Raw genomic sequence first — 19,313 nt, 5'->3', positions numbered from 1 at the left:
GAAGCGGAAAACCGCCGAAACAGGAATGGATGAGGAAAGCCATGCACGGAGAATATAAGGTTCACGGCGGCAAGCTGGTGGTTTGCGATCTTGAGGTCCGCGACGGCAAGCTTGCCGATGTGCAGATCGCCGGCGATTTCTTTCTCGAACCGGCCGAGGCGCTCACCGATATCTGCAACAGCCTGAACGGTCTGCCGGCGGCGGCCTCGGTGGAGACGATTGTTGCAGCCCTCAATGCCGGGATCCGCGCCGATGCGGCGCTGATCGGCTTTTCGGTCGAGGCGATTGCCATTGCGGTCAGGCGAGCGCTTGGCGTTGCCAAGACCTGGCGCGATTATGAATGGGAGATCCTCGATGGGCAGCCCTTCGCGCCGACCATGCATATGGCGCTCGAAGAGGTGCTGGCGGCCGAGGTCGGTGCGGGCCGGCGTGCGCCGACGCTGCGCTTCTGGGAATGGGAACGGCCCGCCATCATCATCGGCTCGTTCCAGTCGCTGAAGAATGAGGTCGATATGGAGGCCTGCCGCGAATACGGCGTCGAGGTCGTGCGCCGTGTGACCGGCGGAGGGGCGATGTTTGTCGAACCCGGCTCGATCATCACCTATTCGCTTTATGCGCCGGCCGAGCTGGTTGCGGATATGAGCTTTGCCGATTCCTACGCCTTTCTCGACCAATGGGTGCTGAAAGCGCTGAATGAGGTCGGTATCGCGGCCTTTTACAAGCCGCTCAATGATATCGCCTCGCCCGAGGGCAAGATCGGCGGCGCAGCGCAGAAGCGCTTCTCCAACGGCACGGTGCTGCATCATGTCACCATGGCCTATGACATGGATGCCGCCAAGATGACCAAGGTGCTGCGCATCGGCCGCGAGAAACTGTCCGACAAGGGCACGGCGAGTGCTGCCAAGCGTGTCGATCCGCTGAAGACGCAGACCGGCCTGCCGCGCGAGGCGATCCTGAAATCGATGACCGATACCTTCATCGGCCTGAATGGCGGCAGGAAAAGCGCGCTGACAGAAGCGGAGATCGCGGCGGCGGAACAGCTCGCCGCCGGCAAGTTCTCCTCCGATGAGTGGCTCAACCATATTCCGTGAGCCGGCTCGCTTCAGCCATTCATGCTGCCGGCCGATAAGGCTTTTCTGCCGGCAGCACTGGAACTTCGCCCGCTGCTTCCCAGTTTGAGATCATGGCCCGCTTTTTCGGGCGTGATGCGCCTTTGGGCGTCAACGGGAGGAAGATGCGGATGAAACCTGGGATCACCACCGTCTTTACCGTCCTGGTATTGGCCACCGGCTGTGCGTCGGCCAAGGATTTCAACGCTGCCCCGCCGAATGCGCCGGATCAGCATCCGGCCTTTGCCGGGCAGACCCGTGCCCCGGTTCTTGATCAGGGCGTTGCACTGAACCGCAAGGTCATTGCCAAAGGACTCAACAGCCCTTGGGGCATGGATCAGCTGCCGGACGGGCGCTATCTGGTGACGGAGCGGCCCGGCAATCTTGTTATTGTCGGCATCGACGGCGCGGTCTCTAGACCGGTTTCCGGCATGCCTGCCGTTGCCTATGGCGGGCAGGGCGGGCTGCTCGATGTCGTGGTGCGCGATGATTTCGATGCGACCCGCCGGGTCTGGTGGTCCTATGCCGAACCGCGCGCGGGCGGCAGGAATGCCACCGCCGTTGCCACCGGCACGCTATCGGCCGATGACACGGCAATGGAAAATGTTGCGGTGATCTTCCGCCAGCAACCGGCCTGGAATTCATCGGCCCATTTCGGTTCACGTCTCGTTTTCGATCGTGACGGCATGCTGTTCGTGACAACGGGCGAGCGCTCGCTGGCAGCGCCGCGCCAGCTGGCCCAGGATATTTCAACTGATCTTGGCAAGGTGATCCGGATCGCGCCTGATGGCGGTGCCGCCCCCGGTAATCCGGCAATGCCGGGCGGCCGGCCGGAGATCTGGTCCTATGGCCATCGCAATCTCCAGTCGGCAGCGCTCGGGCCTAATGGCAGGCTCTGGACCGTCGAGCATGGGCCGCGCGGCGGTGATGAGCTCAACCATCCGGAGGCGGGCAGGAATTATGGCTGGCCGGTGATCACCTATGGCATCAATTACAATGGCCAGCCGATCGGCGAGGGTCTGACGCAGCAGAACGGCATGGAACAGCCGGTCTATTACTGGGACCCGGTGATCGCGCCGAGCGGCATGGCCTTTTATGACGGTGATGTGTTTCCGGACTGGCGGGGCTCGGTGCTGATTGGCGGGCTGGCAGGCCAGGCGCTGGTGCGCCTCACGCTGGACGGTGACCGGGTGACGGGGGAGGCCCGCTACCTTCAGGGCATGGCGCGGATCCGCGATGTCGATGTGGCCCGCGATGGCACGGTGATGGTGCTGAGTGATGGTGCCGGTGGCGCAATGATACAGCTGACGCCGTAACGCCTCCGGCTTGCGCCAGCGCAAGGCCTGCGAGCGGCATTGCCGCTAATCCTGTCGGAGACGAACCGGCAACAGGGCCGGCAACAGGGAACGCGGCATGGAGAAAAGGCGCCTCATCATCGGCATTTCGGGGGCATCCGGTGCTGTCTACGGCCTGACCATCTTGGATATGGCGCGGCAGGCCGGCGTTGAGACCCATCTGGTTGTCTCCAATGCCGCTGTCCGGACGCTGCGCCATGAGACCGGGCTTGATCCTGCCGATCTTGCGGACCGTTGCGACCGGATCTATCCGTCAGATGATGTCGGGGCGGCGATTGCCAGCGGCTCCTTCAAAACGCTGGGCATGGTGGTCGCCCCCTGTTCGATCCGCTCCGCATCGGAGATGGCGACCGGCGTGACCTCCAGCCTTCTGACCCGCGCCGGCGATGTCGTGCTGAAGGAAAAGCGCCGCCTGGTGCTGATGGTGCGCGAGACCCCGCTGCATCTCGGCCATCTTCGCATGCTGACACAGCTCGCCGAAATCGGCGCGGTGATCGCCCCGCCTGTCCCTGCCTTTTACGCAGCGCCTGACAGTCTCGACGCCATGGTGCGCCAGACCTGCGGCCGGATGCTGGATCTGTTCGGTATCGACAGTGATGTCGCCCGCTGGAACGGGCTTGAGGATTAATCCGCGATCGTCACATCGATATTGTGCTGGGTCAGCGCACGGGCGAGGCTCCCGGCCGGTGCCATGTCGGTGACCAGCTGATCGAGTTTCTTCCAGCTGGAATAGCGGGCCGGGAAAATCCGCCCATGCTTGGAATGGTCAGCGGTGACGATGGTGCGCGAGGAACGCAGCACCATGGCGGAATAAACCGAGGCACATTCGATCAGCGCGTCGGTCGGCCCGTCCTCGGCAAGGCCGGAGGCGCCGAGAATCGCGGCATCGGCAAAATAGTCGTTGAGGAACGAGACGGTGTGAACGCCGACGGTCGCCCCTTCATCGGCGTGATAGTCGCCGGGCAGCATCAGCACCTTGATGGTCGGGTTCATCGAAAGCACCGTTGCAACGCCGAAAGCATGGGTCAGAACGGTGATATCGCGCATCTCCACCGCAATGCGGCGGGCGACGTGAACGGTGGTGGAGCCGGAGCCGATCATCAGGATCCGGGCATCGCGGATCAGCGGGATGGTCGCCTTGGCGATGCGCTCTCGCTCTGAGATGAACAGGGTGTGGCGCTCCGAAACGGCGGGCTCGCTTGAAAGCGAACGGGTGGCACCGCCATAGGTGCGGTTCAAGAGCCCCTGTTCGGTCATCTCGTCGAGGTCGCGGCGGATGGTTTCTGTTGAAACGTCCATACGGCGGGCGAGTTCGGCAACGCGCAGGCTCGCTGTGCCATTGAGCTCGGTCAGGATCTGTGCCTGGCGTTCCGATTTGGACAGTTTCATACGCTCCCCCGGCCTCCGTCGTCGCAATGTGTGAGTTCGAACCGCTCTTGTTGCAGGTTCAACGTCTTTGGGCAAGAATGGCTGCTCATTCCGGCAGATAGGCGATCAGCTCGTCTGATGACATGACGCTGGCATAGATCATGTTCATGATCTCGATCTCGCGCTCATGCAGTTCGGTGCTGCCCGCCGCGCAGGCATCTTCGGCAATGATCACGTCGAAGCTTTCATCGGCGAGGCTGCGCACGGTGGAGGCGACGCACTGATCGGTGAAGATGCCGGCGCAGACCACATGGGTGATGCCGAGATTGCCGAGCACGAGGCGCAGATTGGTCCCGGTGAGCGCGCTGTCCGTGGTCTTGGTGACGACGATCTCGTCCTTTTCCGGGGCAAGCGCGTCGATGATCTGGCTGTCCCATTCGTCCTTCGGCAGAAGCAGATCGTTCCAGCCGGGCTTTTTCTGCGACAGCGACCGGTCGCGGCCATCGGTTCTGAGTGCGGCAATGCGGGCATAGAGCACGTCGAGGCCGCGGGCGCGGAAGGCTTGCAGCAGTTTCTGGCTGTTGGGAATGACGGTTTCATGCATGCGGTCATGAAACGGTGTCCATGCATGGTAGCGCGCCAGTTCCGCATCCGTGAGCGTGTCGGGATCGGGGCGTTTGAGATAGGTGTTCTGCACGTCGATGATCAGCAGCGCCACCTTGCCCTTTTCCAGGGCCGGATCGGCCGGTTCCGGCGCGCCCTGATAGTAGAAGGACCGCCATTTGGTTTTCCAGCTCATCAGATGCTCTCCCTGCCGCGTTCACGGGCCTTGGCTGCCATAAGGGCAAAGAAGCCTGCAAGCAGCAGAACGGCAGCGGCGGCGAGCGTACTCATCGTGCCGAGGGCTGTCACCATCGGCGTGTAGCCGGCGACCATCTTGGCATAGAGCCATTTCGGGATCGTCGAGTCGACGCCGGTCGTATAGAGCGACAGCGGGAAATTGCCCCAGGACAGAAGAAAGGCAAACAGCGCACCGGACCAGATGCCGGGCCACAGGATCGGCAGCGTCACCTCTTTCAGGATGGTGATATTGTCGGCGCCGAGATCGCGGGCGGCCTCTTCCAGCGTCGGGTCGAAGCCATAGACCTGAATGGCGATCACCAGCGTGACGACCGGCACGATCCAGACCAGATGCGCAACCACGGCCGTCTGCCAGCTCGGATTGATGCCGAGCGCGTTGAACCAGAGCAGCAGCGCCAGACCCAGCACCGGCTGGGGAAAGAAGACCGGCAGGAGCAGGAGCTTCTGGTAGAGCCGGCGGCCCTTCCAGTCATAGCGGGCAAAGGCGAGCGCGCCGAAAAAGCCGATGACAACGGAGATGATGGTGACGATGAAGGCGATCAGCAGCGAATTGTTGAGCAGCTGATGGATCTCGAAGGAATCGAATGTCTTCTGCCACCATTCGAAGGACCATTTCTTCACCGGGAAGATGAAGTAGCGGCTCTTCGACAGGCCCGACAGGGCGCCGCAGAAAATCGGCATATAGATGAACAGCACCACGAAGGCGGTCCAGGCCCGAATGAAAAAGCGTGAGGGGGATGGTTTTTCCATGGTTCTCAACGCCTCCCGAGAATGCGGTCGAGATCGAGTTTCGACAGGATAAGGAGCGACAGGCCGCTGACGATGACAACGAGGATCAGTGCCAGTGCGGAGCCGAGCGGCCAGTTCTGGGCATAGGTGAAGGCCACTTCGATATCCTGGGCGATGGTGATGATCGACTGGCCGCCGAGGATTTTTGATTCCGTCAGCGCACCGGCCGCCAGCACGAAGGTCAGAAGCACGCCGATGAGGATGCCGGGCATGGCGAGCGGCAGCTCGATCTCACGCCAGATCATCAGCCGTCCGGCGCCGAGATCGCGTGCGGCGTCCACCAGATCCTTCGGCACCATGGCAAGGCCGAGCACCATCGGAAACAGCATGAAGGGCAGGTAGACATAGACCATGCCGAACAGGATGATCGGCGGCGAATAGAGCACTTCCGGCGCACCGCCGAGCCCCATCCATTTCAATGCGCCATCAAGAACGCCGTTCTTGATGAAGAACAGCACCCAGCCGTAAAGCCGCACATTTTCCGAGACGAACAGCGGAAAGACGAAGAGCACGCTAACAAAGCCGGCCCATTTGCCGAAAACATGGTTGAGGCCATAGGCGATCGGATAGGCGACCACCAGCAGCAGGCCCACGGTGATCACGGCAAAGAGCAGGGACCAGCCGAAGGAGAGCCAGACCGTATTGTCGGCCGAGAAGATCTCGGCGAAATTCGCGAAGGTGAAGCTGGTGAAAACGTCAAAGCTTTTCGGTGTCGCAAAGGCATAGGCTGCCACCGTGATCAGTGGTGCCAGAAAACCCAGGATCAGCAGGATCACCACCGGGCTGGCCGAGGCGATGCCGGCGGAAAGGGTGAGCCCCTTCTCCTTCGGCGCCGCTGATGTTGATTTTTCCATCGGGAGCGCCGTCATCTCAGCCCTCCACCACGATGGCGTCGCTGGCATCCCAGCCGATCAGCACCTTGCCGTCAGCATCGGGCGTTGTGGCCGCGCCGCGCGGCAGCTCGACCAGAAACGTGCGTTTTCCCGCCCGCAGCTGATACTGGATACGCGAGCCGAGCGCATATTCATTGAAAATGGTGGCGGCAAAGGTGTTATCGGCGCCGGTCCCATCGGCGATGAAACGCATGTTTTCGGGCCGGACAATCACCGTGGCGGTGCCGCTTGCCGGCTCCTTGCCGGCGGTGATGGCAACCGGTTTGGCAAGACCGTCCGACATCCATTTGCCATAGCCGTCGCGGGCGATGGCAAAGCTGTTCACCTCGCCGAAGAATTCGGCAACGAAGCGGTCGGCGGGGCGGGCATAGATCTCTTCCGGCGAGCCGATCTGGACGATCTTGCCGGCGCGCATGACGCCGATCCGGTCTGACATCACCATGGCTTCTTCCAGCGAATGGGTGATGTAGACGAAGGTCTTGCCGCTTTCGCGATGCAGGTCCTTCAACTCCTTTTCGAGGATCTTTTTCAATTTGTAATCGAGCGCGGAAAGCGGTTCATCGAAGAACAGGACGTCCGGATCATAGGCAAAGGCGCGGGCCAGCGCGACGCGCTGGCGCTCACCGCCCGAGCAGCGCATGACATTCTTGCCGTAATAGCTTTCCGGCAGGCGCACCATGTTGAGAAGTTCGAGCGCCCGGGCCTTGCGCTCGCCGGCCGGCACCTTCTTCACCTTCAGCGGAAATTCAATATTGTCGCCCACCGTCTTGTGCGGGAACAGCGCCAGGGACTGGAACACCAGGCAGGTCGGCCGCTTGTTGGAGGGGACATCATTCATCAGCTCGCCGCGCAGCGAGATATAGCCTTCCGACGGGCCTTCAAGCCCTGCCAGCATGCGCAGAAGCGTGGTCTTGCCCGAGCCGGACGGGCCGACGATGGTGACGAATTCGCCTTCGCGGATATCGACGCTGATACCGTCGACGGCGGCGAAATCACCGAACGTCTTTCTCAAGTTGACGAGCTGAAGGATCGGCTTTGCCGTGGTCTTGGAGGGGTCGGCGGTCAACGCAGCATCCATGGTCATGCTCGCTTTCGAAGAAATTTTTGAATGTTATCGGAAATTGTCACGCAAGCCGCATGCCGGGTTGGCTGGCGGCGCATGGAAAGGGAGCCGGTTTTCCGGCTCCCGCACGGGGCAGGCGAAAGGGCGATCAGCCGCCCTGGCGCTTGGCCGAGGTCATGATATCGAGCGCCTTGTCGTAATCGGGCACGATGTCATATTCGGCGCAGCGGTCCATCTCCTCTTCCAGGCTGTCATACTGGATGGCGTCGAGCTCATCCTTGGTGAACAGCTTGAAGCAGTCCGGATTGCCCATCTGGGCGACCGGGTTGAAGGTGCCTTCGGCAAAGGCGACCGTGTGGGCCACTTCCGGGTCCTGGACATATTTGAGGAAGTCGGTCGCCAGCGGCGAGAGCTGGGGATTGTTGACCGTGGAGGTGATTTCAATCCAGGCAACGCCGCCCTTGCCGTCGATCGGCCCCTTGAGCGGGGTCACGGCGCGCAGATTGGCGAAGCCATCGGCACGGGCGGGCGAGACCGAATAGGTGCCGCCGGTCAGCTGCAGGTCGATTTCGCCGGAAATCAGCGCCTGGTTCATGGCGGCGATATCGCCGACCAGCTTCGCGCCCTTGAAGATGCGCAGCGCGGTTTCCTCGAACTTTTTCATGTCATCATCGGAATGCTCGATGAAGGGGTTGATGCCGGCGATCAGGAAGATGTCGAAGACGTTCCAGTCATCGGATTCGAGAATGCCGTAGCGGCCCTCAAGCTTCGGATCATTGAACAGGTCCCAGCCCTGTTCTTCCGCCGTGGCGCGGGAAATGACATCGGTGTTGACGACGAAGGAATAGGGTCCGAAGCGCTGGGCCATGCCGAGAAGTTCGGCGCCATCCTCGCTCATCGCCCATTTGTAAGGCGGCTTGAACTGGGGCAGCATCTTGTCGAAGAAGGGTTCGAACTCATCCTTCGGCAGCGGTTTGATCAGGCCGGCCGGATACATGATCTTGCGGGCCCAGGGATTGTTGACGTTGATCAGGTCCCAGATATTGGTCTCGCCCGCGCGCAGGCGGTTGATCATGGTCGGGTCGTTGGTCAGGCTTTCTGCGTGAACATTGGCGCTGTGGTCCTTGCGGAACGGATCAAGCACCTGAGCGGAGTTGTAACCCTCCCAGCACAGGATGTTGAGTTCGTTCTCACGTGCGGCGAAAGCCTTTCCTGCCTTCATCAGCGGACCGGCCATAGCGGCTGCGCCCATCAGTTGCAGGACATTGCGTCTGGAAAAATTCTGCATCGCGGTTCCCCAATCTGCCTTGTTGGCATGTTCAACTTTGATGTGGGAAGTGTGTCGCAATAATGTGTTGTTTACAACATTTTTTTTCGATGTCATGTTGCATTGCATGCCTGAGGGTTGCGCGGTCACCGGTTTTTCGGCTTTGCTGCCGCAGCCGCGGGCGGGGTCAGTTAAATAACGGGAATAATTGTGCATTTCTTTTGTGCACGTCGCCGAAAAAGCAAGCGGATGATGGCGTTGAGATGTGCAGCGTCGTTGCGGGTGCAACAGAAACAACACAACAGAAACACAGAGAGGAACGAGAAATGTTGAAGTCACTACAGGGCAAGACGGTGATTGTGACCGGCGCCAGCCGCGGTATCGGCAAGGGCATTGCCAGACGTTTCGGCGAGGCGGGCCTGAATGTGCTGGTGGTGTCGCGCAATCTGGCGGATGCGGAAAAGGTGGCCGCCGAGATCGGTGCCAATGCCTCGGGCTTTGCTGCAGATGTGTCGACGGGCGAGGGCTGCGATGCGATGGCTGCAGCTGCCGTTGAGCGCTATGGCGCGATCGATGTGCTCTGCGCCAATGCCGGCATCTTCCCGGCCGCGCGGCTCGGCGAGATGACGGCTGCCGATTTCGATCATGTGATTTCAACCAATCTGAAAAGCACCTTTCTTTCGGTCACTGCGGTTCTGCCGGCCATGACCAAGGCAGGCGGCGGCCGCATCGTCATCACCTCGTCAATCACCGGGCCGATCACCGGCTTTCCCGGCTGGTCGCATTACGGTGCCAGCAAGGCCGGCCAGCTCGGCTTCATGCGCACGGCTGCGATCGAGCTGGCGGCCAAAGGCATTACCGTCAATGCGGTCATGCCCGGCAATATCGCCACGGAAGGTCTCGACGGCATGGGCGAGGACTATATCGCCACGATGGAGGCCTCGATCCCGCTGAAGCGGCTCGGCACGGTCACCGATATTGCCAATGCGGCGCTGTTCTTCGCCTCTGAGGAAGCCGGCTATATCACCGGGCAGCAGATCGTTGTCGATGGCGGCCAGATCCTGCCGGAATCGCTCGAAGCGCTGAACTGACCGGAGGCTTCACGATCGCGATCCCAAAAGGTGCCGCTGATCGCGGCGGCCCAGATTGCTGACAAAGCTTAGCCCCTTCTCTAACGTCATGCCCGTGCTTGGTCCACAGGCATCCAGCCGACGCGCGTCCGCGCGGCGAAAGACTCTGCTTATTCAAATCCTTAAGAGTATGGATCCCCGTGACAAGCACGGGGATGACGACGGAGGCGATGGCTATTCCACCCCAAACAGACAAGTTGAATGACTTTGTCCGCAATCTGAGCCGCCGCTGATCGCGGCGGCTTTTGTTTGTCCGTCGTCAATGGGTGCGACAAACGGGCGGACAGGGATGTCGCGGACCCGACAATTGGCTCGGGATTTTCCGACAAAGAGCGACGAGAAAAATATATCATATTGAAATAAAACGATAAAATAGACTGGCACGGGCGTTGCACAGTTCTCTTCGAATGTTGATGAACCGGAGAGAGAAGACCCCATGTCCAGCCCGATGATTTCGCTTGAAAGCCTTGCGTCGTCCTCCGCCATGGCGGAAATGCTCGAAAAACCGGGATCGGGCGGCTGCTCGTCCTCATCCTGCGGCTCGTCGGACAAGCCGGAAGATATGGACCCAGCCGTATGGGAGAGGATCAAGGATCATCCCTGCTATTCGGAAGAGGCGCATCACTATTTCGCCCGCATGCATGTGGCGGTGGCGCCGGCCTGCAACATCCAGTGCAACTACTGCAATCGCAAATATGACTGTTCGAACGAAAGCCGGCCGGGTGTGGTCTCGGAAAAGCTGACCCCCGATCAGGCCCTGAGAAAGGTCGTGACGGTCGCCAATGAGGTGCCGCAGCTTTCTGTACTCGGTATCGCTGGTCCCGGCGATGCTTGCTACGACTGGCGCAAGACGAGGCAAACCTTCGAAGCCGTGTCGAAGGAAATCCCGGATATCAAGCTCTGCATCTCGACCAATGGCCTGGCGCTGCCGGAGCATGTTGACGAGCTCGCCGAAATGAATGTCGACCATGTGACCATCACCATCAACATGGTCGATCCGGAAATCGGCGCAAAGATCTATCCGTGGATCTTCTACAACCACAAGCGCTATACCGGCATCGAGGCGGCAACCATCCTGCATGAACGGCAGATGATGGGGCTGGAAATGCTGACCGCCCGCGGCATTCTCACCAAGATCAATTCGGTGATGATCCCTGGCGTCAATGACGAGCATCTCATCGAGGTCAACAAATGGGTGAAGGCGCGCGGCGCCTTCCTTCACAATGTCATGCCGCTGATCTCCGATCCCGCCCATGGCACGCATTACGGGCTGACCGGCCAGCGCGGCCCGCGTGCCATGGAGCTGAAGGCGCTGCAGGACAAGCTGTCGGGCGGTGCCAAGCTGATGCGCCATTGCCGCCAGTGCCGGGCCGATGCCGTCGGTCTGCTGGGCGAGGATCGCGGTCAGGAATTTACCCTCGATCAGATCCCCGAGGCCGTGAGCTATGATCCGGCGCGGCGCGAAACCTATCGCGAAGTGGTCGCGGCAGAGCGCGATGACCGCGCCCGTGCCAAGCAGGAGGCGAAGGCCGCGATCGAGGAAACGGCTGGCGGAACGCTGCTCTTGGCGGTTGCGACCAAGGGCGGCGGCCGCATCAATGAGCATTTCGGCCATGCGCGGGAGTTTCAGGTCTATGAGGCGACGCCGGAGGGCATTTCCTTCGTCGGCCACCGCAAGGTCGAGCAATATTGCCTGGATGGTTTCGGTGAGGATGCGACGCTGGATGGCGTGATCGCAGCACTTGAGGGCATTGATGCCGTGCTCTGCGCCAAGATCGGCGACTGCCCGCGCGATCAGCTTGCCGCAGCCGGGCTGACGGCCAGCGACACTTACGGCTTTGACTATATCGAGACAGCTATCGGCGCCTATTACAGAGATGTTTTCGGTGTCGGTTTCGCTGCGGCATCGGCGTGATGCCGGACCGGTGGACAGGGAGCAGCCGCCGGCTCCCCCCTGTCCCATGACTTTGCAGATCAACCATCATCGAACAGGAGAAATGAAGATGGCTTTCAAAATCATCGCCTCCCAGTGCACCCAGTGCTCGGCCTGCGAATTTGAATGTCCGACCGGCGCGATCAGGTTCAAGGGCGAAACCTATGTGATCGACGCCAAGAAATGTACCGAATGCGACGGCTATTTCGACACCCAGCAATGCGCTTCAGTCTGCCCGGTGCCGAATACCTGTGTTCCTGCCCCTGCAGCCTGACACGGGCAATGGGGCCGAGCGGAGCCGGAGATGAACGAACCATTCTTCGACATAACCGCCGAAGGGGCCATCGACTGGCTCGGCAATCCGGTATCCTGCGGCGATTGTCCGCATGAGGAAAACCGGATCTCGGGGCGTTGCGATCTGGAAAAGGCCTGCGTGCGCGATATTCGCGCGCGCCGGATCGACCGGTTTTTCGGCCTCAACCCGGAGATGGCGGATCGTTACCTCGATCACCCCTTCTTCGAGGTGCGGGCGATAGCGGCCCGCTATGCCACGCCCTTCCGGCTGGTCACGCTGCTGTCGGATCCTGAAGCCGATGTTCGGGCGGCAGCGTCGGCCCGGCTGCCGGAGGCACGCATATTGCCGTTGCGCAATGATCCGGACCGCCGGGTCAGGATTGCGCTGGCCCGCAGGCTTTCCGGTGAGGCGTTGCGGCCGATGCTCTTCGACGAGGATTATCAGGTGCGCCTCACGGCGGCACGGTCCGCGTCGCCCGATCTGCTGCTGCTGATGCTCGCCGACAACGACCCGGAGATCCGCCGCGAGGTGGCCCGCCGGATCAGGCCGGAGCATCTGCCGGGCCTGATGCGGGATGCCGAGCCGCTGGTGCGTATCGAGGTGGCGCGGCGCATGGCACCGGAACGGCTGCATCTGATGCTGAACGATGCCGATTTTCGCGTGCGCTTTGCCGTTGCCGCGCGGATCGTGCCGGAGGCGCTTCAGCCGCTGGCGGATGATGAGGATGAGGCGGTTGCCGAATGCGCCAGGCTGAGGCTTGAGGATCTTTTGAACAAGGAGTGAGGCAAATGGGACTTGGTCGTGAGGAAGCGGTCGAAATCCGCACAAGGCCGCTGTTTCTCCCCGGCGAAAAGGTCGAGGCGACGCGGCATGTGAAGAATGACGGGACCTATCCCGGCAAGGATATCGGCGAAAATCTCGTCCGGAAGGGCGATACCGGTTATGTCCGCGATATCGGCACCTTCCTGCAGCAATTCTACATCTATTCGGTCGAATGGGTTGAACGTGGCACGCTTGTCGGCATGCGCGCGCGCGAGCTGAAAAGCCTCGATCATCCGCAAAAATCCGTGCGTGCCGCGCGCGGCGTCAACAGCCTCCAGCGAGGGAGCGAAAGCGCATGAAAGTCATGATCCGCAAGATCGACAGCGGTTATTCCGCCTATCTGGCCAAGAAGGATCTGGAGGAACCGATTGTCGAAGCGACAAGCGCGGCGCTCTGGGGTGGGATCGTCACGCTGAAAAATGGCTGGCGCTTCGAACTGCCCGAAATGCCGGGCGATACCCGTCTGCCGGTGACGGTCAATGCCCGCAAACTCGGTGAAGACGACTGACAGCGGCGCTGGAAACCAAGGAGAGAGGCCATGAACATGAATGTGAACCAGGAAATCGTGCTTGTGGCCGAAGGGGCTGCTGCGGAGGAATGCGCCGATACGCTGCGCGAAAGGCTGATGACCGGTGCGGTGATCCCCTATCTTGGCCCCGGCCTGCTGACGTTCGACGGCGCAACAGCTGCGGTTCCGGCTGCACCGGAAGCGGTGGCGGCAGCGCTTTGCACACGTCAGCCCGTGCCCTCGCGCATCCGCACCAATATGTGGTCGGTGGCGCAATATATCGAGCAGCGCCGCCATCGCAAGACGCTGGCCGCATGGATGTCGGAGATCTTTGCGGCAACAACCACGCCGACGGCACTGCATGGCTATCTCGCCAGCCTCAGACTGCCGCTGATCATCGACAGCTGGTATGACGGCACCATGCGCGAAGCGCTGATCGCCGCCGGAGCTGACGGTGTGGTCAATCTTCAGGGCGTGACCCGGGCGCTGGAACATCGCGATATCTGGACCAAGGCCTATGATCTTGCCGGAGACGCGCTGGAGCCGGACAGTTTTGCCACGACCGTGCTCTACGAACCCCATGGCAGCCGCGCGCCGGCGGGCAATTTTCTGGTGGCTGACAGTGATTATGTCGAGGTGCTGACCGAAATCGACATTCAGACCCCGATCCCCGATGCGATCAGGCGTCTGCGCACCGAGCGGGGTTTTCTGTTCCTCGGCTGCCGCTTTGACGATCAGATGCTCAGAACCTATGCCCGCCAGATCATGAAGCGCTCGGCGGGACCGCATTATGCGGTGATGAATCCCGATACGCTGACGCGCAATGAACGCCGCTTTCTGGCCCAGAACGGTATTGCCGTCATCGCACTGCCGGCGGAAGCAATCACCCGGCGCTGGCTCGCGGCGGCGTAGCGCCGCATCGCCAGTCCGGCGGGCCTCACGGGGTCAGATGGCCTTGTCGGCACCGTCGGCTTTGCCCTTGGTCCAGTAGCCGGAGGCCTTCAGCCAGGTCAGCGGATGGCCACGTTCCTCGACCAGATAGTTTCGGATGGCCCGGGCAACGGCAGCTTCGGCAGCAATCCAGACAAAGGTTTCTGCAGTCAGGGGAAGATCGCGCAAGGCGGTGATGAAGACCGATGGATCGGTTGATGCCGCTTCGGGGCGCACCAGCCAGTGATCGTCAAGAGCGGCTTTCGTGCCAAAGCTCTGCCGGTCCTTTTCATCTGCCACGGCGACGAGGCTGATGATGCTGGTGCCATCCGCAGCCTCTTCGATACGGCGCCCGATTGCCGGCAATGCGGTCTCATCGCCGATCAGGATGAAGCGCTTGGGACCCTTCAGGACCGCTGATCCGCGCGGTCCGCCAATGTCCAGCTCATCGCCAATCCTGGCACCGATTGCCCATGCGGTCACCGGACCGGCCTCGTGCAGGGCGAAATCAATGGTGAGGCGGCGCGCTTCATTGTCATAGCTGCGCGGCGTGTAGTCGCGCATTTCCGGCTTATCCGCGCCGGTATCGATGAAGATCTTGATGTGATCGTCGGGTGCCGATGAGGTGAAATCGGCAAGATCATCGCTTGAAAAGACCAGGCGCAGCATGGATGGGGAAATCTGCTCGCGCGACACCACGGTCAGCTTGCGGCGTTTCAGTTCGTGGCGCACACGCTCAATAACGGGACTGTTTGCGATTGTTGTTTCGTTCATGACGTCCTCTGTTTTGTTTGGCGGAAAGGGGCGGCGCCGGAAACCGCAATGCCAAAACTTGACTATAATCATCCGATTAAGACAATCAAGCTGTTCGGTTCCGTTAAAAGTATGTAATTTGAGCCTGATACAGCATAAATAGTCCGTTTATGCCCGGCGTGGTGGTAGTGTTCATCGCGGGCAACTTGCTATTTGCGGGCATCTTACGTTACCTATATTTCGACCTGGCGCTGAGGGCGATGGATCTGCGAGACAGGGCTTCGGGCGTGAACGAGGGGGCAGGGTCAGTACGCCCGATCGAGGTAAGTCATATTCGTGCATATGTCGGTGGGGAGTTTCGGGTTTTCGTGTTGCGATTTGATGTAGAGCGTGTTTTGGGTGGAAAATCGGGGGCGCTTGTTTGACGCTGCCCTTTCTGCACCGAAGCCGACTTGTTCGGTCAATGGCGTTTGTCTGCGCCTTGTGTGCTGCCGTTTTCGTTCTGGCATCGCAGGCCTTTGCCGTGCCCTCGGAGGCCAAGCTCGATCAGGCGCAATTCAGCGGTGCCGAGCGTGACTGGATCGCCGCCCAAGGGGTGATCAGCATCGGCGTCGTGGCTGACAACGAGCCCTATTCCTTTTATCGCAATGGCCAGATCATGGGCTGGACCGTTGATGTGATTGACAGGATCGCGGCGATATCCGGCCTGAAATTCGATATCCGCATGGGGTCCTGGCCGGAAATCTACCGCCAGTTCCAGCTCGGTTCGCTGGACGCGATCGCCGATATTTCGAAAACGGATGATCGCAACGGCTTCATCAATTTCACTGACCCTTATCACCTGCGCCGCACGGTTCTGTTCGAGAATGTCGATCATCCGATCAGCGCTGCGCAGAATATCGAGACATTGCGGCACAATCGCATCGGCGTGATCAAGGATATCTATTATCAGCCGGCGCTGAAGGCTGCCGGCATTGCACCGGTGGAATATGCCAGCTACCGCGATCTGATGGCAGCGGTGGCGTTCGGCTGGATCGATGCCGCGCTCGCGCCGGAAATGACGGCCAATTTCTTCATCCGTGAAAATGGCTTCACCAATGTTGCAGCGGATGGCAGCCCTGATATTGCAGCCGTTGCGCTTGAGGATTTTCGCCTCGGCGTGCTGAAGCTGCCCGATGATGCAAATCGCAGCATGCTGTCGGCCGTGCTGGACAAATCCGTTGCAGCGCTTACCAATGCGGATCTGAGCGCCATTACCGAGCGTTGGCTCAGCTATCGCGCTGGCCGGCCGCAACGCGCCGGTCCGCTCAGGCTTCTGCCCGAGGAACAGTCCTTCATCGAAAATGCGCCGCCGCTGAAGGTCGGTTTCATCAGCGATTACGAGCCCTTCAGCTTCCTGTCGGGTGGGCGCGGCCAGGGGCTGGCCGTTGATATCGCCCAGTATGTTTCATCGGCAACCGGGCTTGTGTTCGAACCGGTCTACGACAACTGGGCGAAATTGCTGGCCGCCTTCCAGCGTGGCGATATCGATATGCTGGCGAATATGTCCTACACGCCGGGGCGGGCCGACTACACGCTGTTTTCCGATGCCTATCACGAGATCCCCAACGCCGTCTTCCTGCGATCCGGGTTCGGCCCCTATAACGGCCTGGATTCGCTGGACGGCAAGGTGGTCGGGATCGGACGCGACATCTATTATTCCGACCAGCTGAAAGCGGTTCATCCCGATGTCAGAAGTTTCGATACGCAGGAAGCGCTGTTGCAGGCGCTGTCCCATGGAGACATCGATGCGGCGATTATGTCTCTTTCCAATGGCAACGCTATCATCCGGCGGCTGGGCCTGATCAACATTCAGATCGGCGGTGAATTCACGCTTCCCGGCGTGTCGCGGGAAGATCTGCGTTTCGGCATCAGTCCGAAATATCCCTATCTCCAGAGCATCACCAATGAGGCCATTGCTGCCATTCCCGTGTCGCGCTGGCAGGAAATGGAGGCGCGCTGGCTCGGGCCGCCGATTGCCGGTATCGGGGAGGCGCGCACGCCGCTGACGCCGGAAGAAGAACGGTTCCTGCGGGAGAAGGGGGTTATCCGCGTCTGCGTCGATCCGAATGCCGCTCCGTTTTCGAGCATGGATCAGTCGGGCAATTTCTCCGGCATCGCTGCCGACATCATGGCGGCGCTGGCAAAGCGCGGCCGGTTTTCCTGGCAGGCCGTCGCGGTCCACGATCTCGGCAGTCCGACCGAGGATCTGGCCGATGCCGGCTGCGACATACTCCCCTTCGCCACGCAGCATGAGATTTCGGCGGGGAGCTGGGATTTCACCATGTCCTATCTCGATGTTCCGACGGCTGTCGCCGGAGAGATCGAGGATCCCTTCGTTAACAGTCTGCGTGATCTTGCCGGCAAGACGGTTGGTTATGTGCCCGGCCATGTGCCGGACGCGCTCTTGCGGGAACGTTACCCGGATGTGACGCTCGTTGCTGTTGCGAGTGAAAAGGCGGGTCTGGTGCGGGTCCGCGACGACAGGCTTGACGCGATGCTGGGACCGCTCGACAGTCTTGGCTTCGAGATCATGGCAATGCAGACCAACGACATCAAGATCTCCGGCCGTATTGCCGAGGCCTATGAGGCGGCGATTGCCGCACGCAGCGATCAGCCGCAGCTGGGGGAGATTTTCTCCAAGCTGCTTGGCAGTCTCAATCGCACCGAACTTGAGACCATCGTCAACACCCAGCGGCTTTCGCCCTTCCGCCGTGTGGTGGATTTCCGGCTGCTGATTGCCGTCGCCGGCGGCGTCGTGCTCGCGCTGCTGCTGTTTTTCCTGTGGAACCGCAAGCTCAGAAGCCTCAATGAGGCGCTGAATGCGGCCAACCGGAAACTGCAGGAAATCAACATCACAGATGGACTGACCGGACTTTTCAACCGCTCGCATTTCGATGCGCAGGGTGAATCAGACTTCGCCTTCTGTCGCGGAAAAGCTGTCCCCTTCGCGCTTGCCATGATCGATGTCGATCACTTCAAGCCGGTCAATGACCGGCTCGGCCACCTTGCCGGTGACCAGTGTCTGCAGCAGCTGGCTGTTCTGATGAAGGCGCATTTTGGCGAAAACAGCACCTTCATCGCGCGCTATGGCGGGGAGGAGTTCGTGGCCTACTGCCTTGACGCGCAGGATGGCGAGATGGAGGCGCTGGCGGAAGAAGTGCGGCTGCTGATTGCCGAAACGCCGATCCAGCTCGACAATGGAAAATTGCACCTGACCATTTCCGCGGGCTGCTATTGCGCTGTTCCGGGCAAGAATGATGATATTGATGGCTTCATCCGCCGCGCGGATCTGCGCCTTTATGCGGCAAAGGCCGGCGGCCGCAACCGGGTCGTCAGTGCCGACTGATGCGACGCTGCATGTGCTGCTCGGCCGAGCCTTCGGGTCAGATCGAGCTGCCGTTACCGCTCCTTGACCGCAGCAGGCTTTCGACGAAGGCTGGCAGCGTTGCCGCCGCGTCTCCGCTCACATGCCGGTCGAAGAGCGGGTTATGGGTGTTTTCAAGATTGATCTCGACCGTTTCCGCTCCCTGCTCCTTGGCATAGGCAACGAAGCCTGCTGCCGGATAGACGGTTCCGGAGGTGCCTATCGACAGAAACAGGCCCGCATTCTCAAGCGCGGCCCCGATTTCTTCCATGTGATAGGGCATTTCGCCAAACCAGACGATATCCGGCCTGAGGGCCGGTTGTCCGCAATGGGGGCACGGTATCTGGCTGCCGGTATCCTCATGCCATTCGCTGCGCTTGCCGCAGGCAGTGCAAAGCACGGAATTGAGGCGGCCATGCATATGGATCAGTCGCCTTGAACCGGCCTTTTCATGCAGGTCGTCGACATTTTGCGTCACCAGCAGAAACGGCCCTTCCCAGGCATCTTCCAGGGCAGCAAGGGCGCGATGCGCGGCATTGGGCAGGGCTGCCGCACTTTCATGGCGGCGCATATTGTAGAAATCATGCACCAGTTCGGGATCTCGCTGAAAACCTTCCGGCGTCGCCACCTCATTGATGTCATATCCGGCCCAGAGGCCGCCTGAGCCACGGAAGGTGGCAAGGCCCGAGCCCGCAGAAATGCCAGCCCCGGTGAGGACGATGAGAGGTGCCGTTTTCGGGATTTTCATGCCGTCTCCTCCGCCGTAGCCGGCGGTGTCGTGAAGCGCTTCCGCATGCTCTCAGAAGAGCGAAAGCGCTCTGTCCCTTGGTT

The 19,313-nt window shown here is 60.7% G+C and carries 19 protein-coding genes; 11 read left to right on the top strand and 8 right to left on the bottom strand.

Annotation, left to right across the window (positions count from 1 at the left end; all coding sequences use genetic code 11):
* The first annotated feature begins 41 nt into the window (after positions 1-41).
* The 3 genes from HCK86_RS13985 (at position 42) to HCK86_RS13975 (ending at position 3,092) form a co-directional block, all read left to right on the top strand.
* The gene (locus HCK86_RS13985) at positions 42-1,091 is read left to right on the top strand and encodes a biotin/lipoate A/B protein ligase family protein (RefSeq protein WP_176085089.1); all 1,050 of its coding nucleotides are present in this window, start codon (positions 42-44) and stop codon (positions 1,089-1,091) included.
* Positions 1,092-1,240: 149 nt separating this feature from the next.
* Positions 1,241-2,425, top strand: coding sequence for a PQQ-dependent sugar dehydrogenase (locus tag HCK86_RS13980; protein ID WP_176085088.1), 1,185 nt, complete (start codon positions 1,241-1,243; stop codon positions 2,423-2,425).
* Between the two features lie 97 nt (positions 2,426-2,522).
* Positions 2,523-3,092, top strand: coding sequence for a UbiX family flavin prenyltransferase (locus HCK86_RS13975; RefSeq protein ID WP_176085087.1), 570 nt, complete (start codon positions 2,523-2,525; stop codon positions 3,090-3,092).
* Here the strand turns inward: HCK86_RS13975 and HCK86_RS13970 are convergent.
* From HCK86_RS13970 to HCK86_RS13945, 6 genes are all read right to left on the bottom strand, one after another.
* The gene (locus HCK86_RS13970) at positions 3,089-3,853 is read right to left on the bottom strand and encodes a DeoR/GlpR family DNA-binding transcription regulator (protein WP_176085086.1); all 765 of its coding nucleotides are present in this window, start codon (positions 3,851-3,853) and stop codon (positions 3,089-3,091) included. The two genes, HCK86_RS13975 and HCK86_RS13970, sit on opposite strands and share 4 nt — an antisense overlap.
* 85 nt (positions 3,854-3,938) lie before the next feature.
* Entirely contained in the window at positions 3,939-4,631 is a 693-nt protein-coding gene (locus HCK86_RS13965; RefSeq protein WP_176085085.1) for an isochorismatase family cysteine hydrolase, read from the bottom strand.
* The gene (locus HCK86_RS13960; RefSeq protein WP_176085084.1) at positions 4,631-5,443 is read right to left on the bottom strand and encodes an ABC transporter permease; all 813 of its coding nucleotides are present in this window, start codon (positions 5,441-5,443) and stop codon (positions 4,631-4,633) included. The genes HCK86_RS13965 and HCK86_RS13960 overlap by 1 nt, the downstream gene beginning before the upstream one ends.
* A 5-nt stretch (positions 5,444-5,448) precedes the next feature.
* A complete protein-coding gene (locus HCK86_RS13955; RefSeq protein ID WP_246739604.1) occupies positions 5,449-6,351 on the bottom strand; it encodes an ABC transporter permease in 903 nt (300 codons plus the stop codon).
* Between the two features lies 1 nt (position 6,352).
* On the bottom strand, positions 6,353-7,459 hold the full coding sequence (locus HCK86_RS13950; protein WP_246739603.1) for an ABC transporter ATP-binding protein: 1,107 nt from the start codon (positions 7,457-7,459) through the stop codon (positions 6,353-6,355).
* Between the two features lie 127 nt (positions 7,460-7,586).
* Positions 7,587-8,726 carry a PotD/PotF family extracellular solute-binding protein gene (locus HCK86_RS13945; protein WP_176085083.1) on the bottom strand — a complete coding sequence of 380 codons (1,140 nt, stop codon included), beginning with the start codon at positions 8,724-8,726 and terminating at the stop codon, positions 7,587-7,589.
* Positions 8,727-9,031: 305 nt separating this feature from the next.
* Between HCK86_RS13945 and fabG the strand changes: the two genes are divergently transcribed.
* The 7 genes from fabG to HCK86_RS13910 all read left to right on the top strand — a co-directional run bounded on the left by fabG (position 9,032) and on the right by HCK86_RS13910 (position 14,305).
* Positions 9,032-9,796 carry a 3-oxoacyl-ACP reductase FabG gene (gene fabG, locus HCK86_RS13940; protein WP_176085082.1) on the top strand — a complete coding sequence of 255 codons (765 nt, stop codon included), beginning with the start codon at positions 9,032-9,034 and terminating at the stop codon, positions 9,794-9,796.
* 475 nt (positions 9,797-10,271) lie between these two features.
* The gene (gene nifB / locus HCK86_RS13935; protein ID WP_176085081.1) at positions 10,272-11,750 is read left to right on the top strand and encodes a nitrogenase cofactor biosynthesis protein NifB; all 1,479 of its coding nucleotides are present in this window, start codon (positions 10,272-10,274) and stop codon (positions 11,748-11,750) included.
* 88 nt (positions 11,751-11,838) lie between these two features.
* Positions 11,839-12,042, top strand: a complete 204-nt coding sequence (locus HCK86_RS13930) for a 4Fe-4S dicluster domain-containing protein (RefSeq protein ID WP_176085080.1) — start codon at positions 11,839-11,841, stop codon at positions 12,040-12,042.
* 30 nt (positions 12,043-12,072) lie between these two features.
* On the top strand, positions 12,073-12,846 hold the full coding sequence (locus HCK86_RS13925; protein ID WP_176085079.1) for a 4Fe4S-binding leucine-rich repeat protein: 774 nt from the start codon (positions 12,073-12,075) through the stop codon (positions 12,844-12,846).
* Positions 12,847-12,851: 5 nt separating this feature from the next.
* The gene (locus HCK86_RS13920; RefSeq protein ID WP_176085078.1) at positions 12,852-13,184 is read left to right on the top strand and encodes a nitrogen fixation protein NifZ; all 333 of its coding nucleotides are present in this window, start codon (positions 12,852-12,854) and stop codon (positions 13,182-13,184) included.
* Entirely contained in the window at positions 13,181-13,393 is a 213-nt protein-coding gene (gene nifT, locus HCK86_RS13915) for a putative nitrogen fixation protein NifT (RefSeq protein ID WP_176085077.1), read from the top strand. Before HCK86_RS13920 ends, nifT begins: the two co-directional genes overlap by 4 nt.
* A 30-nt stretch (positions 13,394-13,423) precedes the next feature.
* Positions 13,424-14,305 carry an SIR2 family protein gene (locus tag HCK86_RS13910; RefSeq protein WP_176085076.1) on the top strand — a complete coding sequence of 294 codons (882 nt, stop codon included), beginning with the start codon at positions 13,424-13,426 and terminating at the stop codon, positions 14,303-14,305.
* A 33-nt stretch (positions 14,306-14,338) separates the two neighbouring features.
* Here HCK86_RS13910 and HCK86_RS13905 read toward each other — a convergent pair whose 3' ends face one another.
* Positions 14,339-15,097 (bottom strand): siderophore-interacting protein, encoded by a 759-nt coding sequence (locus tag HCK86_RS13905; RefSeq protein WP_176085075.1) that lies wholly within the window; start codon positions 15,095-15,097, stop codon positions 14,339-14,341.
* Between the two features lie 442 nt (positions 15,098-15,539).
* Between HCK86_RS13905 and HCK86_RS13900 the strand changes: the two genes are divergently transcribed.
* Positions 15,540-18,464 carry a transporter substrate-binding domain-containing protein gene (locus HCK86_RS13900; protein WP_176085074.1) on the top strand — a complete coding sequence of 975 codons (2,925 nt, stop codon included), beginning with the start codon at positions 15,540-15,542 and terminating at the stop codon, positions 18,462-18,464.
* A 37-nt stretch (positions 18,465-18,501) separates the two neighbouring features.
* On the opposite strand, the gene HCK86_RS13895 is transcribed toward HCK86_RS13900, so the two are convergent.
* Entirely contained in the window at positions 18,502-19,230 is a 729-nt protein-coding gene (locus tag HCK86_RS13895; protein ID WP_176085073.1) for an NAD-dependent deacylase, read from the bottom strand.
* Between the last annotated feature and the right edge of the window lie 83 nt (positions 19,231-19,313).

The organism is Martelella sp. HB161492, from assembly GCF_013184775.1.
In the GTDB taxonomy this organism is placed as follows: domain Bacteria; phylum Pseudomonadota; class Alphaproteobacteria; order Rhizobiales; family Rhizobiaceae; genus Martelella.
Note: the sequence above shows the minus strand (reverse complement) of the source record. Positions and strands in the feature narration are given on the sequence as shown.

What these genes read in the sequence shown, in the direction of transcription:
- nifB (WP_176085081.1), top strand. Translation starts at nt 10,272, where the DNA reads ATGTCCAGCCCGATGATTTCGCTTGAAAGCCTTGCGTCGTCCTCCGCC.
- HCK86_RS13955 (WP_246739604.1), bottom strand. Translation starts at nt 6,351, where the DNA reads ATGACGGCGCTCCCGATGGAAAAATCAACATCAGCGGCGCCGAAGGAG.
- HCK86_RS13895 (WP_176085073.1), bottom strand. Translation starts at nt 19,230, where the DNA reads ATGAAAATCCCGAAAACGGCACCTCTCATCGTCCTCACCGGGGCTGGC.
- nifT (WP_176085077.1), top strand. Translation starts at nt 13,181, where the DNA reads ATGAAAGTCATGATCCGCAAGATCGACAGCGGTTATTCCGCCTATCTG.
- HCK86_RS13925 (WP_176085079.1), top strand. Translation starts at nt 12,073, where the DNA reads ATGAACGAACCATTCTTCGACATAACCGCCGAAGGGGCCATCGACTGG.
- HCK86_RS13980 (WP_176085088.1), top strand. Translation starts at nt 1,241, where the DNA reads ATGAAACCTGGGATCACCACCGTCTTTACCGTCCTGGTATTGGCCACC.
- HCK86_RS13900 (WP_176085074.1), top strand. Translation starts at nt 15,540, where the DNA reads ATGGCGTTTGTCTGCGCCTTGTGTGCTGCCGTTTTCGTTCTGGCATCG.
- HCK86_RS13905 (WP_176085075.1), bottom strand. Translation starts at nt 15,097, where the DNA reads ATGAACGAAACAACAATCGCAAACAGTCCCGTTATTGAGCGTGTGCGC.
- HCK86_RS13975 (WP_176085087.1), top strand. Translation starts at nt 2,523, where the DNA reads ATGGAGAAAAGGCGCCTCATCATCGGCATTTCGGGGGCATCCGGTGCT.
- HCK86_RS13965 (WP_176085085.1), bottom strand. Translation starts at nt 4,631, where the DNA reads ATGAGCTGGAAAACCAAATGGCGGTCCTTCTACTATCAGGGCGCGCCG.
- HCK86_RS13945 (WP_176085083.1), bottom strand. Translation starts at nt 8,726, where the DNA reads ATGCAGAATTTTTCCAGACGCAATGTCCTGCAACTGATGGGCGCAGCC.
- HCK86_RS13985 (WP_176085089.1), top strand. Translation starts at nt 42, where the DNA reads ATGCACGGAGAATATAAGGTTCACGGCGGCAAGCTGGTGGTTTGCGAT.
- fabG (WP_176085082.1), top strand. Translation starts at nt 9,032, where the DNA reads ATGTTGAAGTCACTACAGGGCAAGACGGTGATTGTGACCGGCGCCAGC.
- HCK86_RS13950 (WP_246739603.1), bottom strand. Translation starts at nt 7,459, where the DNA reads ATGACCATGGATGCTGCGTTGACCGCCGACCCCTCCAAGACCACGGCA.
- HCK86_RS13960 (WP_176085084.1), bottom strand. Translation starts at nt 5,443, where the DNA reads ATGGAAAAACCATCCCCCTCACGCTTTTTCATTCGGGCCTGGACCGCC.
- HCK86_RS13970 (WP_176085086.1), bottom strand. Translation starts at nt 3,853, where the DNA reads ATGAAACTGTCCAAATCGGAACGCCAGGCACAGATCCTGACCGAGCTC.
- HCK86_RS13930 (WP_176085080.1), top strand. Translation starts at nt 11,839, where the DNA reads ATGGCTTTCAAAATCATCGCCTCCCAGTGCACCCAGTGCTCGGCCTGC.
- HCK86_RS13920 (WP_176085078.1), top strand. Translation starts at nt 12,852, where the DNA reads ATGGGACTTGGTCGTGAGGAAGCGGTCGAAATCCGCACAAGGCCGCTG.
- HCK86_RS13910 (WP_176085076.1), top strand. Translation starts at nt 13,424, where the DNA reads ATGAACATGAATGTGAACCAGGAAATCGTGCTTGTGGCCGAAGGGGCT.